This is a genomic window from Actinacidiphila sp. bgisy144, assembly GCF_057708105.1.
The window spans coordinates 12,930-28,368 of the sequence record NZ_JBYIRM010000010.1 but is presented as its reverse complement, the minus strand read 5'-3'; the positions used below and the strand labels follow the sequence as shown (position 1 = coordinate 28,368).

Annotated in this window: 14 protein-coding genes; 6 read left to right on the top strand and 8 right to left on the bottom strand. The window is 74.8% G+C overall.

What is annotated here, in order from left to right:
* Positions 1-30: 30 nt before the first annotated feature.
* The 4 genes from AC3EVP_RS13945 to lhgO all read left to right on the top strand — a co-directional run bounded on the left by AC3EVP_RS13945 (position 31) and on the right by lhgO (position 4,549).
* On the top strand, positions 31-693 hold the full coding sequence (locus AC3EVP_RS13945; RefSeq protein WP_335979831.1) for a GPP34 family phosphoprotein: 663 nt from the start codon (positions 31-33) through the stop codon (positions 691-693).
* A gap of 100 nt (positions 694-793) precedes the next feature.
* Positions 794-1,936, top strand: coding sequence for a cytochrome P450 (locus tag AC3EVP_RS13940; protein WP_435129879.1), 1,143 nt, complete (start codon positions 794-796; stop codon positions 1,934-1,936).
* A 218-nt stretch (positions 1,937-2,154) separates the two neighbouring features.
* Complete coding sequence (locus AC3EVP_RS13935) at positions 2,155-3,186, top strand: alpha/beta hydrolase (protein WP_435129876.1); 1,032 nt, start codon at positions 2,155-2,157, stop codon at positions 3,184-3,186.
* A 130-nt stretch (positions 3,187-3,316) separates the two neighbouring features.
* On the top strand, positions 3,317-4,549 hold the full coding sequence (gene lhgO, locus AC3EVP_RS13930) for an L-2-hydroxyglutarate oxidase (RefSeq protein ID WP_435129873.1): 1,233 nt from the start codon (positions 3,317-3,319) through the stop codon (positions 4,547-4,549).
* 330 nt (positions 4,550-4,879) lie between these two features.
* Here the strand turns inward: lhgO and AC3EVP_RS13925 are convergent, their stop codons facing one another.
* Positions 4,880-6,871, bottom strand: a complete 1,992-nt coding sequence (locus tag AC3EVP_RS13925) for a heavy metal translocating P-type ATPase (RefSeq protein WP_435129870.1) — start codon at positions 6,869-6,871, stop codon at positions 4,880-4,882.
* 104 nt (positions 6,872-6,975) lie between these two features.
* Here AC3EVP_RS13925 and AC3EVP_RS13920 point away from each other — a divergent pair, with 104 nt between their 5' ends.
* Positions 6,976-7,392, top strand: a complete 417-nt coding sequence (locus AC3EVP_RS13920; RefSeq protein WP_335979820.1) for an ArsR/SmtB family transcription factor — start codon at positions 6,976-6,978, stop codon at positions 7,390-7,392.
* Positions 7,393-7,446: 54 nt separating this feature from the next.
* On the opposite strand, the gene AC3EVP_RS13915 is transcribed toward AC3EVP_RS13920, so the two are convergent.
* Complete coding sequence (locus tag AC3EVP_RS13915) at positions 7,447-7,641, bottom strand: hypothetical protein (protein WP_435129867.1); 195 nt, start codon at positions 7,639-7,641, stop codon at positions 7,447-7,449.
* A gap of 196 nt (positions 7,642-7,837) precedes the next feature.
* On the opposite strand from AC3EVP_RS13915, the gene AC3EVP_RS13910 reads away from it, so the two are divergent.
* Positions 7,838-8,563, top strand: a complete 726-nt coding sequence (locus AC3EVP_RS13910; protein ID WP_435129864.1) for a class I SAM-dependent methyltransferase — start codon at positions 7,838-7,840, stop codon at positions 8,561-8,563.
* Between the two features lie 54 nt (positions 8,564-8,617).
* Here AC3EVP_RS13910 and AC3EVP_RS13905 read toward each other — a convergent pair whose 3' ends face one another.
* The 6 genes from AC3EVP_RS13905 to AC3EVP_RS13880 all read right to left on the bottom strand — a co-directional run bounded on the left by AC3EVP_RS13905 (position 8,618) and on the right by AC3EVP_RS13880 (position 15,327).
* Complete coding sequence (locus AC3EVP_RS13905) at positions 8,618-9,340, bottom strand: phosphatase PAP2 family protein (RefSeq protein ID WP_435129861.1); 723 nt, start codon at positions 9,338-9,340, stop codon at positions 8,618-8,620.
* A gap of 144 nt (positions 9,341-9,484) precedes the next feature.
* On the bottom strand, positions 9,485-11,023 hold the full coding sequence (locus tag AC3EVP_RS13900; protein ID WP_435129858.1) for a sensor histidine kinase: 1,539 nt from the start codon (positions 11,021-11,023) through the stop codon (positions 9,485-9,487).
* 29 nt (positions 11,024-11,052) lie between these two features.
* Positions 11,053-11,805: a response regulator transcription factor gene (locus AC3EVP_RS13895; RefSeq protein WP_435129855.1), complete on the bottom strand. Its 753-nt coding sequence runs from the start codon at positions 11,803-11,805 to the stop codon at positions 11,053-11,055.
* A gap of 146 nt (positions 11,806-11,951) precedes the next feature.
* Positions 11,952-13,733 carry a CotH kinase family protein gene (locus tag AC3EVP_RS13890; protein ID WP_435129852.1) on the bottom strand — a complete coding sequence of 594 codons (1,782 nt, stop codon included), beginning with the start codon at positions 13,731-13,733 and terminating at the stop codon, positions 11,952-11,954.
* Positions 13,733-14,410, bottom strand: coding sequence for a DUF4956 domain-containing protein (locus AC3EVP_RS13885; RefSeq protein WP_335979808.1), 678 nt, complete (start codon positions 14,408-14,410; stop codon positions 13,733-13,735). The genes AC3EVP_RS13890 and AC3EVP_RS13885 overlap by 1 nt, the downstream gene beginning before the upstream one ends.
* On the bottom strand, positions 14,407-15,327 hold the full coding sequence (locus AC3EVP_RS13880; protein ID WP_435129849.1) for a polyphosphate polymerase domain-containing protein: 921 nt from the start codon (positions 15,325-15,327) through the stop codon (positions 14,407-14,409). Before AC3EVP_RS13880 ends, AC3EVP_RS13885 begins: the two co-directional genes overlap by 4 nt.
* Positions 15,328-15,439 lie beyond the last annotated feature (112 nt).

Here is a 15,439-nt window from a genome sequence, read left to right as displayed (position 1 = left end):
CGCCGCCGTCATCCGGAACGGGAAGCAGCCATGACCACAGCGCGTGATTTCCTGATCACCACGTTGGACCTGCCGTCCGGCCGCGAGGTGGCGCCCGGCGACCTCTCGCTGGGGCTGGCCGCGGCGGAACTGGTGGACCTGCTGCGGTCCGGCGCGGCCACGCTCACCGGCGGCCGGGTCGTACCGGGCGAGCGGCTGCCGCACGACGACCGGCTGCTGGGCGAGGCCGCCGCCGCGCTGTCCCGCACGCTGCCCTTCGAGACGGTGGACGAGTGGCTGTGGCGCCGCGGCCGCGGGCTGGCTGCCGCGTACCTGGCCGTCCTCACCGACGAGGGCACCGTCGCCCGGCAGCGCAAGCGGCGCTGGCTGGCCTTCGGCGGCAGCCGCACGGTGCTGCTGGACACCGCGGACCGGCGCCGCGCCGCGCACCGCTGGGCGGCCGACGAACCGGTGCTGCTCGCGCTGGCCGCGACCGTCGGCGCCCCGCCGCCCCCGCCGCCCGACCCCGCGCTCGGCCTGCCCGCGCCCGCCCCCGCCGGCCCACCCGACCTGCCCGCCCGCATCGACGACCCCGCCGTCGAGGCGATCCTCGCCGCCCTAGCCGACGCCGTCGCCGAACTCTCCGCCGAGCGCCGGCGCCGCGCCAGCCGCCTCGACGACGCCCACGCCGCCACCCTCCGCCGCGGCTACTGACCCGCCCGCGGGCCCCGCGCCGCGTCCGCCCGCCGCCCGGGCCGGGGCTGCGGCGGGGGCGGGCCGGAGGGGCCCGGGAGGCCGGGTTAGGGTTCGTCGCGTGGTCACCCTCGCCGAGCTCGCCGAAGATCCCCACCCGCACCTGGCCGAGCTGCGCGCGAGCGCCCCCGTGGTGTGGCTGCCCGCGCTCGGCGGGTGGATGGTGACCGGGCGGGCCCTGGCCGTGGAGGTCATGCGGGACGCCGCCACCTACACCGTGGACGACCCGCGCTTCACCACCGCGCAGGTCGTCGGCCCGAGCATGCTCTCGCTGGACGGACCCGAACACGCCCGCCACCGCGACCCGTTCGTGGCCCCCTTCCGGCCGCGGGCGGTGCACGCCGCCTTCGCACCGGCCGTGGCGCGCGAGGCCGGCCGGCTGCTCGACGCCCTCGCGCCGCAGGGCGCCGCCGAGTTGCGCCGCGACTTCGCCGGTCCGCTCGCCGCGGTGGTGATGGCCGAGGTGCTGGGGCTGACCGGCGTGCCCGTACCCGCGATCCTGGCGTGGTACGACGCGATCGTGCGGGCGGTGGACCGGCTCACCCACGGCGAGGACGCCGGAGCGGAGGGCCCGGCCGCCTACACGGCGCTGCGCACGGCGGTCGCCGGCACCCTGGACGCCGGCGCCGCGGACTCCCTGCTGGTGCGGGCGGCCGCCGACGGCCGGCTCGGCCCGGCCGAACTGGCCTCCAACGCGGCCGTGTTGCTCTTCGGCGGCATCGAGACCACCGAGGCGATGATCGCCAACGCGCTGCTGCACATCCTCACCGAGCCCGCCGTGGTACCCGAACTCCTCGCCGACGACGCCCTGTTGGACAACGCCGTCGAGGAGTCACTGCGGCTGGAGCCCGGTGCCGCGGTGGTCGACCGCTACGCCACCGGCGACGCGGACCTCGCCGGCGTACGGGTCCGCGCCGGCGATCTCGTCACCGTCTCGCTGGCCGGCGCCAACCGCGACCCGGAGGTCTTCGCCGACCCCGACCGCTTCGACGTGCGCCGCCCCAACACCCGGCTCCAACTGGCCTTCGCCCACGGCCCGCACTACTGCGTCGGCGCCCACCTGGCCCGGCTGGAGGCGAAGGTCGCGCTGCGCGCCTGCCTCGAACGGCTGCCGGAGCTGCGGCTCGACCCGCAGCGGCCGAGCGCGCCGCGCGGCCTGGTCTTCCGCAAGCCGCCGACGCTGGCGGTGCGCTGGCGGAGCTGAGGGCGCGCCGGGGGCGGGTCGAGGGCTTGCCATGGGCGGCCCGCGGGTGCGCTGAGGGGATGCCGTGGCGGCCCCGGTTGCGTCGGAACGGGCGGTCCTTTTGCCGGACCGGCAAGGCGGGTCGGCCACGGGCGGCCGCCGCCCGGATGATCGGGTCAGGGCCCGGCGGCAGGACGCCGCGCCCCGTTGACCAGGCCGTACGGACCAGGGAGGCCCAGATGACCCAGCACACCGGCGACGCAGCCGGCACCCACCGACTGCTCGCGACACCCGCGGGGCGCACCCATGTGGTGGAGTCGGGCAGCGGGCCGCTGGTGCTGCTCGTGCACGGCTTCCCCGAGTCCTGGTACTCCTGGCGCCGCCAACTGCCCGCGCTGGCCGCCGCCGGCTACCGCGCGGTCGCCCTCGACGTACGCGGCTACGGCCGCTCGTCCAAGCCCGCGGACCCGGCGGCGTACCGCATGCTGGAGCTGGTGGCGGACACCGCCGCGGTGGTGGAGGCGCTCGGCGAGCGGACGGCGGTGGTGGTCGGCCACGACTGGGGTGCGGCGATCGCGGCGAACAGCGCGCTGGTCCGGCCGGACGTCTTCCGCGCGGTGGGCCTGCTGAGCGTGCCGTACACGCCGCGCGGCGGCCCGCGGCCCAGCGAGGTCTTCGCCGCGATGGGCGGCGACGAGGAGTTCTACGTCTCCTACTTCCAGCAGCCCGGCCGCGCCGAGGCCGAGATCGAGCCGGACGTGCGGGGCTGGCTTGCCGGTTTCTACGCGGCGCTGTCCGCGGGCACCATGCCGCCGCCCGGGGCGCCGGACCCCCACTTCGTCACCCGCGGCGGGCAGTTGAGGGACCGCTTCCCGGCCGCGGCGGGCGGCGGCCGGGCCGCGGGCGGCGGCGAGGGCTCCGCCGCCGGGCTGCCCGCATGGCTCAGCTCGGCCGAACTCGACTTCTACGCAGGGGAGTTCGAACGTACCGGACTGACCGGCGCGCTGAACCGCTACCGCAACATGGACCGCGACTGGGAGGACCTGGCCGCCTACGACGGCGCCCCGGTCCGGCAGCCCTCCCTCTTCCTCGGCGGGTCGCTGGACGCCTCCACGACCTGGCTCGCGGACGCCATCGCGGCCTATCCGGCAACGCTGCCGGGGCTGGCCGGCTGCCATGTCCTGGAGGGCGCCGGGCACTTCCTCCAGCAGGAGCGCGCCGCCGAGGTGAACGCGCACCTCACGACGTGGCTGGCCGGGCTGCCCGGCTGAAGCTGCTTCTATGCTCGGGGGCACGGCATGACGTCATGGCCCGCCATGGCCCGCCATGGCCCGCCATGACGCCACGGCGCCAGGCCGTCAGGCCGTCAGGCAGGGACGAGCGGAAGAAGGCGGGGCCGCGATGCCGGCAGCGGACGCAGTACCCGGGTTCGGCGGCGGCGGTTCGGGCCGGCCGGTCGGCGTGGTGGGCGCCGGCCTGGTCGGCCTGGCCGTCGCCCGCCGGCTCGCCCAGCGCGGCGCCGAGGTGGTGGTCTTCGACAAGGAGCCGGAGGTCGCCGTCCACCAGTCCGGGCACAACTCCGGCGTCGTCCACTCCGGCCTGTACTACCCGCCCGGCTCGCTCAAGGCCGTGCTGTGCCGCCGCGGGGTCGGGCTGCTCAAGGAGTTCTGCGCCGAACACGCGCTGCCCTACCGGGAGATCGGCAAGGTCGTCGTCGCGCACTCGCCCGAGGAGGTGGCGCGGCTGGACGTCCTCCAGGAGCGGGCCCGCGCCAACGGCGTACCCCGGGTGCGGCGGCTCGACCCGGCCGCGCTGCGCGAAGTCGAGCCCGAGGTCAGGGGACTGGCCGCGCTGCACTCGCCGACCACCGCCATCGTCGACTTCCGCGCGGTGGCGCGGGCGCTGGCCGGGGAGGTCACCGCGGCCGGCGGGCGGCTGGTGCTCGGCGCCGAGGTGACCGCGATCCGGCCCGGCCCGCACGGCGTCACCGTCACCAGCGGCGGGCGGCCGTACGAGCTGCGCCGCGCGGTGATCTGCGCGGGCCTGTACTCCGACACGGTGGCGCGGCTGGCCGGCGACGCGCCCTCCCCGGCGATCCTCGCCTTCCGCGGCGAGTACTACCGGCTCCGCCCGGAGCGGGCCGGGCTGGTGCGCGGGCTGGTCTACCCCGTGCCCGACCCGGCCTACCCCTTCCTCGGGGTCCACCTCACCCCCCGCGTCGACGGCCACGTGGACATCGGCCCCAACGCGGTGCTCGCGCTCGCCCGCGAGGGCTACCGGCGGCGCGACGTCGACCTGCGCGACCTCGGCCGCGCGCTCGCCTGGCCCGGCACCCGCCGCCTCGTCCGCCGCCACTGGCGGGCCGGCCTGCACGAACTCCACGGCTCCCTGTCCAAGCGGGCCTTCGCCGCCCAGGCCGCCCGCTACGTCCCCGCCCTCACCGCAGCCGACCTCCTGCCCGCCCCCGCCGGCGTCCGCGCCCAGGCCCTCGACTCCCACGGCGCCCTCGTCGACGACTTCACCCTCACCGCCCTCGGCCCCGTCATCGCCCTGCGCAACGCCCCTTCCCCCGCCGCGACCTCCTGCCTGGCCATCGCCGCCCACCTCACCGACCACTACCTCCAGCACCCCTAGTGCTCCGGTAGTGCTCCGGCCGGGCCGGTCCGCCGGGTCGCGGCAACCGACCGTTCACCGGTCGCCGCCGGCGCGATTCGGCCGGCTTCATGCCGCCACGGTGCCGGCGGTGGCCGGCGAGCCCCACCGGTTACCGGTGGCAGGGCCGGCGTCTGCCCGGACGTCCACCGCTGCGGCCATCCGCGCCTGCCCGCACGTCCTCCTCGCCGCGGACGCGGGCGCGTTCGCGCCGTCGGGCGGCGGGCACGTCCGGGTGGCGGGCGCCGAGGTCGTGCCGGCCGAGGGGGGCGGGCCGGGCGCGGCCCGCGGGCCCGTCGGGGTGGCGAGGGCTCACCGGAGGACTTCGGCGCGGGCCCGGGTCCAGGCCGACTCGCGCAGCAGGCGCAGGCCGTTGAGCCCGACGATGACCGTGGAGCCCTCGTGGCCGAGGACGCCGAGCGGCAGCGGCAGGGTGGCGGCCAGGTCCCAGACCACCAGGCCGGTGATGAACACCGAGGCGACGACCAGGTTCTGCACCACGAGCCGGCGGGCCTGCCGGGAGAGCGCCACCACGGCGGGCACCGTGGCGAGTTCGTCGCGCACGATGACGGCGTCCGCGGTCTCCAGGGCGAGGTCGGAGCCGGCCCGGCCCATCGCGACGCCGGTGTGGGCGGCGGCCAGGGCGGGGGCGTCGTTGACGCCGTCGCCGACCACCATGACCTTGTGCCCGGCCTGCTCCCGTTCCCTGACCGCGGCGACCTTGTCCTGCGGCAGCAGCCCCGCGCGGACGTCGGTGATGCCGGCCTCGGCGGCCAGGCGGGCGGCCGCGCGCGGGTTGTCGCCGGTGAGCAGGATCGGCGCCGTGCCGGTCAGGGACGTGCAGGCGGCGACGGTGGCGGCGGCGTCCGGGCGCAGCCGGTCGGCGATCCCGAGCACCCCGACCGGGATGCCGTCGGCCTCGACCAGCACGGCGGTGCGGCCGTCGTCCTCCAGCGCGCCGGCGACCGCGGCGGCGTGGGCCGAGCCGTCATCCGCGCGGTCGTGCAGGCGCCGGGCCGGGGCGCCGACCGCGACCGCGCGGCCGGCGACGTGGGCGCTCACCCCGACGCCGGGAACGGAGCTGAAGTCCTCGGCCGGGGCCGGCACGAGGCCCCGGCCGCGGGCGGCGGCCACGATCGCGCGGGCGAGCGGGTGCTCGCTGGGGTGCTCGGCCGCGGCGGCCAGCGCGAGCAACTCCTCCTCGGTCAGCCCGGAGCCGGGCAGCGGGCGGATGTCGGTGACGCGGGGCGTGCCTTCGGTGAGGGTGCCGGTCTTGTCCAGGGCGACGGCGTCCACCCGGCCGAGCCGCTCCATCACCACGGCGGACTTCACCAGCACGCCGTGGCGGCCGGCGTTGGCGATCGCGGACAGCAGCGGCGGCATGGTCGCCAGTACCACCGCGCACGGCGAGGCGACGATCATGAAGGTCATCGCCCGCAGCAGCGCGCCGGTGAACACCGCGCCGAACGCCAGCGGGACCGCGAACACCGCCAGGGTGGCGGCGACCATGCCGATCGAGTACCGCTGCTCGACCTTCTCGATGAACAACTGGGTGGGGGCCTTGGTCTCGGAGGCTTCCTCGACCATCTGCACGATCCGGGCGATCACCGAGTCGGAGGCGTCCCGCTCGACGGCGACGCGCAGCGCGCCGGTGCCGTTGAGGGTGCCGGCGAACACCTCGTCGCCCGGGTGCTTGACGGCCGGCAGCGGTTCGCCGGTGATGGTGGCCTGGTCGACCTCGCTCGCGCCGTCCAGGACCCTGGCGTCGGCGCCGATCCGCTCGCCGGGGCGCACCAGGACGGTGTCGCCGACGGCCAGCCGATCGGTCGGGACGGTCTCCTCGGTGCCGTCGTCCAGCAGCCGGGTCGCGGTGGCCGGGGCGAGGTCGAGCAGGCCGCGTACGGAGTCGGCGGTGCGGGCGGTGGCGAGGGCCTCCAGCGCGCCGGAGGTGGCGAAGATGACGATCAGCAGGGCGCCATCCATCACCTGGCCCACCGCGGCGGCACCCAGCGCGGCGACGATCATCAGCAGGTCGACGTCGAGCGTCTTCTCCCTGAGCGCCTGGAGCCCCGCCCAGGCCGGTTCCCAGCCGCCGGCGGCGTAGGCGACCGCATACGGCGGGCCCCATGCCCACGCCGGTGCGCCGGCCAGTTGCAGGGGCAGCGCGACCAGGAACAGCAGCGTCGCGGCGAGCGCCCACCGGGCCTCGGGCAGCGCGAAGATCCACGTGCGCCGCCGCGGCGCGTCTCCGGCGGACGCAGCGGCCAGCCCGGGGGCGGGGCGCTCGGTCAGGGTGGAGGACATGGCAGGCAGGACCCTTCGGGCAGGCCATCGGCAGGAGGGACGACCCGGCCCACGATACAGGATCAAATGAACAGTCCTTCATGCGTCGTCTGTAGTATTGACGCATGGGTCATGGAGCCGCTCCCGCGAAGAACGCCGTCCCGCGCGTGCGCCTGGACGCGGACAACGCCGCGCGGGTGGCGACCACGCTTCAGGCCCTGGCCACCCCGTCCCGGCTGCTGATCCTCGCCCGCCTGCGCGAAGGGCCCTGCGCGGCCACCGAACTGGCCCACGCCGCCGGCCTGGAGCAGTCCGCCTGCTCCCACCAGCTACGGCTGCTGCGCAACCTCGGCCTGGTCGTCGGCACCCGGCAGGGCCGCTCGGTGGTCTACGCGCTGTACGACAACCACGTCGCCGAACTCCTCGACCAGGCCGTCTACCACACCGAGCACCTGCGCCTCGGACTCAGCGACGCCGACGCGGACGCCGGCGCCGATCCCGCCGCCGAGGACGCGGATCTCGCGGCCGGCCCGACGATCTGACCGCCCCCCAACCCGCCGCCCCGCAGCCGGCCGCCCCTTCGGCGGGGCCGGGGCTCAGAGCCCCAGATCGAGGGCGAGGCAGGAGTAGGAGATGAAGGACTTGTCCGCGGCGTAGGTGTCCGTGAGGTCCTTCCCCTCCACCGGAGCCACCTCGACCATGTCCTCGAAGCGGACCCGCTCCGGGAGTCTGCCGAACCGTGCCCGTCGTGCCGCCGCGGCCGCGCTGTCCGTGATCTTGATGCTCTCCATGGCCAACCTCCACTCGGTCGGTGCCGCCTCGCCGTGTCGCTCCCGGCTCGGGCACGGCTTCACTCTGGCATCGGGTGCGTCACCTGTCAAGGCGGTGACGAATGAGCGGCCGGCCCCTCACCGCAGGTGAGCGGCATGGAGCGCGGCGCAGCGAAAACCGGTGGCCGGGGCGCCCCCGCCCCCGTACCGTCGCCCCATGGCTGACGAGTGCTACGGGCATGCGCGGCTGGCCGCGCTGTACGACCCGCTCGACCCGGACCGCGGGGACCTGGCGGCGTATCTCGCGCTCGCCGACGAGGTGGGGGCGCGCAGCGTCCTGGACATCGGCTGCGGCACGGGCGTCCTCGCCCTGCTCCTGGCCGACCGCGGCCTGGACGTCGTGGGCGTCGACCCGGCGCTCGCGTCCGTCGAGGTGGCCCGCGCCAAACCGGGCGCCGACCGCGTGCGCTGGCTGCACGGCGACGCCACCGCCCTGCCCCCGCTGCGGGTCGACCTTGCCACGATGACGGGGAACGCCGCCCAGGCCGTCACCGACCAGGACGTGTGGCGGGCGACGCTGCGCGGCGCGTACGACGCCCTGCGGCCCGGCGGGCACCTGGTGTTCGAGACCCGGGACCCGGACCGGCGCGCCTGGGAGGGGTGGACGCGTGCCAATTCCCACCAGGTGGCCGAGGTCCCGGGCGCAGGCGTGATCGAGAGCTGGCACGAACTGACCAGCGTGGCGCTGCCGTTGGTCACCTTCCGGGCGACCTACGTCTTCGCCGCCGACGGCGTGACGCTGACCTCGGACTCGACGCTGCGCTTCCGGACCCGCGCGGAGGTCGAGGCCGACCTCGCCGCCGCCGGCTTCGAGGTGGCCGGCGTGCGGGACGCCCCCGACCGCCCGGGGCTGGAGTTCGTCTTCCTCGCCCGCCGCCCGTGAGCGGTCTCGGGCCCGCCCGGTGGGGGCCCGACCCGCGGTGAGGGGCGGCGCCGCTCAGCGTCGGGCGTGGCGGCCCTGGCCGTGGCTCTGGCCCTGGCCCTGACTCCGGCTGTTCGGGGCGGAGTCCGCGGCGCCGCGGGGCGCGGGCGGGGCGTAGCGGGTGTCGGCCAGGAACGGGTTCGGACGGCGGACCCGCAGCCGCGTGATCGTCGGGGCCGCGAGGCGGCCGATCAGCAGGCTGCTGGCGTAGGCGACCGGCAGGGCGAGCAGCGCGGAGCCGACGACGTCGTGCGGGTAGTGCGCGCCGACGTAGACCCGCGTGAAGGCTTCGAGCACCGCGAAGAGCGCGGCGATCGCGCTGAGCCGGCGGTCGAGCAGGAAGAGCGCGGCCACGGACGCGGCCGCCGCCGTGGTGTGGCCGCTGGGGAAGGCGTAGTCGCTCGGCACCGGGCAGGTCTCGACGATGAAGGCGTGCGGCATGGAGCGGCACGGCCGCTGCTCGGCGACGATCTTCTTGACCACCTCGGCGCAGGCGAAGGCCACCCCGACGCTGACCGGCACGGCGAGCGCCAGCGCCATCGCGGCGCCGTCCCGCCGTCGGGCCCGCCACCAGCCCACGACCATGAGGACCGCGAAGACTCCGAGTTGGGCGTTGGTCCACCATGCGACGAAGCCGTTGAGCCAGCGGGTGTCGCGGGCCAGGTCCGTGACGGCGGTGAACAGCGGTCCGTCGATGTGCGACCCGTCGAAGGCCAGCGTCGCGGCGCCTGTGATCATCAGCATCGTCTTTCGAAGCCGGCTCAAACGGCCCGTTCCCGGCCGGTCGTCGCCGTGGCGGCAGGTATGTCTACGCGAATGTAGACGATGAACACCGAGCGGCCAACTCATGAACTGCGGCCGTCGTGCAGGTGAATGATCACACTACACGGTGCCGCCGGCACCCTCCGTCGCGGTGCCCGCCCCGGGCAGCAGCAGGCGGAAGGCACAGCCCGCACCGGGGCGGTTGTCCAGCTCGATCCGGCCGCCGTGCGCCGCCGCGATCGCGCCCGCGATGGCGAGCCCGAGGCCGGACCCGGGCTCGGCGCCCGACCCGGCACCGTTGGCGGACGGCACCGCCCGGTGGAAGCGCTCGAACACATGGGGCGCCTCGGCCGGGTCGATGCCGGGCCCGTCGTCGGCGACCTCCACCGCGCATACCGGCGTGCCCGGCGGCAGGGCGGCCCCGGTGCCCAAGGCGCCGCGCACCCCGGCGCGCGCGGCACCGATCCGCACCTGGACACGGGTCCCGGCGGGGGTGTGGGTACACGCGTTGGACAGCAGGTTGCCCAGCACCTGGGCGAGTTGGTGCGGGTCGCCGGGCGCCTCGACGATGTCGAGGTCGCGCTCGGGCCCGGCGGGGTGCGCCGCCAGCGGCCCCAGCGAGATGGCGTGCTGGGGGTGGCGGATCGCGGTGGTCGCGATGGTGTCGGCCGCCAGCGAGAGGAGGTCGACCTGCTCGCGGTGCGCGGCCGGGGTGTCGCCCAGCTTGGCGAGGAGGAACAGGTCGTCGACGAGCCGGCTCATCCGGTCGGCGTTGTGCGCGATCAGCGCGTGCGCCTCGCGGCGCCTGCGGTCGGCCATGCCGGGCTCGTCGAGGAGGAGTTCGGCGAAGCCCTGCACCGCGGTGAGCGGGGTGCGCAGTTCGTGGCCGGCGTCGGCGAGGAATCGGCGCAGCCGCTGCTCGGAGGTCTCCGTACGGCGCAGCGCCGTCCGCAGCCGGTCGAGCATGGTGTTCAGGGCCAGGCCGAGCCGGCCGACCTCGGTGTCGGGGTCGGCCACCGGGACGTTGAGTTCCAGCGCCCCGGCCGTGATGAGCTGCGCGGTGCGCTCGACGCGGGTGAGCGGGCGCAGGCCGAGCCGCACCGCGCCGTTGCCGAGGACGACGACCCCCGCGGCCACGGCGGCGCCCAGGCCGAGGCTGAGCCACAGCAGCTTGGCGGTGGCGCCGGCCACGGTGTCCAGCGGCAGCGCCACGACAGTCCGCATGGCGTCCGGCCCGGCGTAGCTGACCACCCGCCATCCGGCCCCGCCGCTGCCGCCCTCGGCCGGGACGGTGCTCGGCCGCCCGGCGGCCAGGTGCAGGTCCGCCGCCCGCTGCGGGAGCCGGGGCCCGGGGCCGTCGCCGTCGCCCATGGAGGTGTGCAGCAGGCGGCCGCCGCCGTCGTAGAAGAAGACGCGGTAGTCCGAGGGCAGCGCGCTGTCGGGGCTGGGCGTGCGCGGAATCCGCCCGGCGGCCAGGTCCTGGTAGACGCCCTCGGGCGGGCGGAAGTGGGTGAGGCGGTCGTCGACCTGGTCGGTGAGCCAGCCGCGCAGCACCGCCAGACCGGCGAGCTGGCAGAGCAGCACGGCGCTGGTGGCGAGCAGGCCGGCGATCAGGATGAGGCGGCCGCGCAGCGAACGCGGCCGGGGCAGTCGCGGCATGCGGGGCAGCCGCGGGCGGGGCGGGCGCCTCACCGGGGCGCCGGGTCCGTCGCGTCGGGCGGCAGCCGCAGGCAGTAGCCGACCCCGCGCACGGTGTGGATCAGGGGTGGCGCGTCCCGGTCGAGCTTGCGGCGCAGGTTCTTGACGTACGTGTCGACGATCCGCGTGTCGCCGGAGAAGTCGTACCGCCACACCTGCTGGAGGATCTCCGGCTTCTTCAGCACCCGCTCCGGGTGGGCCAGCAAGCAGGCCAGCAGCCGGAACTCGGTCGGCGACAGCTTCACCGGCCGCCCGGCGCGCATCACTTCGTGGCTGCTCTCGTCGAGCGTGAGGTCGGCATAGCGCAGCGGCGGGCGGGCCCCGGCCGTACCCGCGGTCGCGCCGCTGCGCCGCAGGATCGCCCGGACCCGCAGCAGCACCTCCTGGACGTGGAACGGCTTGGTGACGTAGTCGTCGCCGCCGGAGCTGAGGCCGATGATGCGGTCCTCGACGCCGGTGCGGGCGGTGAGGAACAGCACCGGCGTGTACACGCCCTGTGCGCGCAGGTCGCGGGTGAACTGGAAGCCGTCGGTGTCGGGCAGCATGATGTCGAGCACGATCAGGTCCGGCCGGCGGCTGCCGACCGCGAACATCGCCTCCTGGCCGCCGCCCGCGCGCACCACGGCGTAGCCCGCCGCGGTCAGCGCGGAGGCGAGCAGCGTACGGATGCTGGCGTCGTCCTCCACGACCAGGACGGTGTGCCGGGCGGCGGGTGGGCGCGCGAGGGCGTTCGGATCGGTCACGTGCGGATACCTCGAGGTGCGGTCGGGTACGGGCGGGACTGCGGGTGGGACACGGGTGGAGGGGAGCCGCCGTGTGCGGCTCCCCTTCTCTTCCTGCGGTCGGTAGGTCGGGCGGTGCGGTCGGCGGGCCCGCGCCTGCCGGTACGTCAGCCGGTGACCTCCTTGTCCTTGGCGAGTGCGGTGGCCCGCTCGGTGACGGTCTTCCGCAGCGCGGACACCGCGGTGTCCAGCGACTTGGGGTCCGCCTCGGCGGAACTGGCTTGTGCCGCGATGGACTTCAGGTCCTTCAGGGCCGTGCCGGAGCCGTAGAAGGTCCGGTAGAGGCTGCGGTACGCCTTCATGTAGACGCCGTCGAAGGCGTCGGAGGCCAGGAACCGGGTCTTCAGGATCTGCTGGGCCATGGAGAACCCGCCCTGGCCGCCCTGGCCGCCCTTGCCGGCGTCGCCGCCCTGGCCGCCGCCTCCGCCGAATCCGCCGCCGTCCGGCAGGCCCGAGGGCAGTGCCGAGGGCAGCGCGGAAGGCGCTGCCCCGGCCGTACTCGCCCCTGCTCCGGCCGCACCCGGACCGGCTCCGGCCGTGCCCGTACCGGCTCCCGTGTCCGCCCCGGCTCCGGTGTTCCCGCCCGCGGCGGGCAGGCCACCGCCGATGCCGATAGAGTCCTTCGGCCCGGCGGTCGCGTTGCTGCCGAAGGTCAGGTTGTAGTCCCAGCCCAGGACGGAGAACTTCTTGGTGTCCAGGTCGTACCAGAGCAGGTAGTTCTTGCCGGGGCCGGACATGTCGTCGGAGTTCAGCAGCAGGTTCTGCGACGCGACGTAGGCGGCCAGCGAGTCGACGTCGACGTAGCGGTGCAGATCCCGGGCGAACTCCTTGTCCGACGCCTTGTTGGCCCACTTGATGAGTTTCATCACCGGCGCCAGGTCCTGGCTGCCGGTCATGTTGAGCTGCTTGAACGAGGACTCGTACGCGCTCGGGTCGTCCCCGCGGTAGTCGAAGCTGCCGCCCGCCCTTGCCTTGTACAGCACGCCGTTGCCGTCGGCGACGCTCTCCGCGTAGTCGGTGTCGGGCGACTCGACCATCAGGCGGGTGGCGACGGGCCGGTCGTTGACCTTCAGCTCGGTGAAGGCGTACCGCTCGGCCTTCTGGCCGCCGTCCGTGGTCAGGGACAGCGCGAGCGCCTCGTTGAGCGGCACCTGGCTGTTGCTGCCCGGGCGCAGCGAGATCTCCCGCTCGCCCTGGTAGGCGCGGCCCTTGACGTACTCGTCGATCTTGACGAGCCAGGGCAGCTCCTCGGGCTTCTGCGCGGACAGGTCGTACTGCACCATCCCGCCGAACCCGCCCCCGCCCTGGGCGCCTTGGCCCCCGCCCTGGGCGGCCTGGGGGCCGCCTTGGCCCCCTCCTCCGCCGGTGTCCCCGGGAGCACCGGCGGAGGCGCCCTGCGCGCCCTGGGGCACCGCCCGGCCGCCGGGCATGCCGCCGGGCAGGCCGCCGCTCGTGCCGCGCAGGGACGACAAGGTGGAGTTCCCCTTCAGACGTATTCCGACGTCGTTGAGGTACACCCCGTCGATGGTGAGGTCGGCCTCGATGTAGTCCTTGGTCCCGTCCTTCGTGAACCCCTTCATCATCTTGTCGAAGTCGGTCTGCTGGTAGGTGAGTTCGATCGAGTGCGGCACCGAGGCGCTGTACAGCGGTGTGCTGCCGCGGACGTTGTCGGTGATCGGGTCGGCCTCGGCGCGCGAGGAGGAGGTGACGTACGGGGTGACCCGGGTGTTGCCGAGCAGGGCGACCATCGCCGCGAGCCCGACGCCCAGCGCCGCGGCCGGCTTCCAGTGGTGGCGCAGCCGGACCGGCAGCCGGTCCCGTAGCCGCCGCCGGCGCCGTACGGTCGCGGGCGTGTCCGGTCCGGGCCCGCCGGCCCCAGGACCGCCCATCACAGGTCCGTGGTGTCGTAACCGGTCAGCACGGTCACCCGCTGGCCGGACGTCCTGGCCTGCAACGCGCTGACCAGGTCGCCCGGTTCGGCCCCCTGCTTCAGCCGCACCGTGTAGAACACCTCGCTGAGCGCGCCGCCGCGGATCGTCTCGGTGCTCACCAGCTCGAACTCGGTGGTGTACTTGATCAGCACGTCGCGGATCTGCGGGGTGTAGTCGTCACCGGCCGGCACCTGGACCTTGACGACCTGCCGCTGCACGTTGAGCGCGAACCAGTTGAACTGGAACATCACGACGACCACGACGCAGATCACCACGGCGCCGACCGCGGCCAGCGTGTAGAACCGGGCACCGCACGCCATGCCGATCGACATGGCCAGGAAGATGAAGCCGACGTCCCTGGTCTCCTTGACCGCGTTGCGGAACCGCACCACGGACAACGCGCCGACCAGCGAGAACGCGCGGGCCAGGTTGGAGCCGACCACCAGCATGATCAGGGCGACGATCATGCCGACGATGACCAGCGTCTGCACGTAGGACTGGCTGTAGGAGACGTTGCGGTGCGTGTACCGGTACACGTAGCCGATCATCGTGGACAGCACGAACGACAGCACCATGGCCGCCGCGACGTCGGCCACGCTGAACGTGCCGCTGAGTTCCTGGAGATCGAAGTTCACTGTGCTCCTGCTTTCGACGGCGCGTCGGGGTGCGCCGGCCGCTGCTCGGGCGGCTGTTCTTCGGTGGGGGTGGGCGGCGGGTAGTCCGCCTCGTGGACGTGGAAGGCCGACCGCGGGGCCAGGCCGAACGCCTCGACGGCCTGGACGTACTTCGAGACCCGGATGAGGTTGAGGTTGCGGCGGGCGGCCAGGTCGGTGATCCAGTGCGGGGTGCGCTCGTTGACCTTGATCTCCATGACGCTCAGGTGCGGTGGCATCGTGAAGCGGTTCTCCGGCGTGGGTGTGCCGAAGTGGAAGTCCCGGTCCCGGCCGCGGACCCGGCGGTCGAAGGTCACCCGCAGGCCGGTGTCGGAGTGCCGCCCGACCAGGGCCTCGCGCTGGTAGCCGGTGAGCACGGTGGGCCGCAGGTCCAGCCGGACGCCCAGGTCGAGCACCTCCTGCACGAAGGCGCTCTCCTGCGCGGAGTGCTCGACCAGTTCCCGCCCGTCGCACAGCCGTCGCGCCGTGCCGTAGGGCAGGGTGATGCGGCGCTTCTGCGTGACCCGGTTGACGCGCTGCTTGATCTCCACGCAGACCGGGGTGTCGTCGGTGACGGCGGCGAGGTCGCCGTAGTGCCGGATGCGCAGCTTGCGGCGGAACTTCAGGCCGTCGATCTTCTCCCAGTAGAACCGCAGCCGGGGCGTGTCGTAGTACAGGCTCCACACGCCGTACCCGCCGACGGGGCTGTGCGGGTCCTGGTCCATCCGCTCGGCCAGCTCGTCGCGGATCTCGGCGGCCTGCTCGACCGGCACCAGGTACTTCAGCTCGAACCGGTTGAACGCGTGCAGCCGGCTGGCGACGTGCAACGGCTCCTGGCCGCCCGCCGGTTCGGCACTGCCCGCCGGCTGGGCACCGACTGCTCTCGAACGCACCACCATGCGACTCCCTGCTCGTACGTGACGGACCGACCGGCCGTGCACACGCAACCAGTGGTGCATGAGGAGCAGATGAGAAAACCGGGTGGATTCGAGGAGGCTTGCAGATGGCGAA

Coding starts and splice junctions, on each gene's coding strand:
- AC3EVP_RS13915 (WP_435129867.1), bottom strand. CDS start 7,641: ATGGAGAGCATCAAGATCACGGACAGCGCGGCCGCGGCGGCACGACGG.
- AC3EVP_RS13925 (WP_435129870.1), bottom strand. CDS start 6,871: ATGTCCTCCACCCTGACCGAGCGCCCCGCCCCCGGGCTGGCCGCTGCG.
- AC3EVP_RS13880 (WP_435129849.1), bottom strand. CDS start 15,327: ATGGTGGTGCGTTCGAGAGCAGTCGGTGCCCAGCCGGCGGGCAGTGCC.
- AC3EVP_RS13890 (WP_435129852.1), bottom strand. CDS start 13,733: ATGGGCGGTCCTGGGGCCGGCGGGCCCGGACCGGACACGCCCGCGACC.
- AC3EVP_RS13920 (WP_335979820.1), top strand. CDS start 6,976: ATGGGTCATGGAGCCGCTCCCGCGAAGAACGCCGTCCCGCGCGTGCGC.
- AC3EVP_RS13935 (WP_435129876.1), top strand. CDS start 2,155: ATGACCCAGCACACCGGCGACGCAGCCGGCACCCACCGACTGCTCGCG.
- AC3EVP_RS13905 (WP_435129861.1), bottom strand. CDS start 9,340: ATGATCACAGGCGCCGCGACGCTGGCCTTCGACGGGTCGCACATCGAC.
- AC3EVP_RS13900 (WP_435129858.1), bottom strand. CDS start 11,023: ATGCCGCGACTGCCCCGGCCGCGTTCGCTGCGCGGCCGCCTCATCCTG.
- AC3EVP_RS13945 (WP_335979831.1), top strand. CDS start 31: ATGACCACAGCGCGTGATTTCCTGATCACCACGTTGGACCTGCCGTCC.
- AC3EVP_RS13910 (WP_435129864.1), top strand. CDS start 7,838: ATGGCTGACGAGTGCTACGGGCATGCGCGGCTGGCCGCGCTGTACGAC.
- lhgO (WP_435129873.1), top strand. CDS start 3,317: ATGCCGGCAGCGGACGCAGTACCCGGGTTCGGCGGCGGCGGTTCGGGC.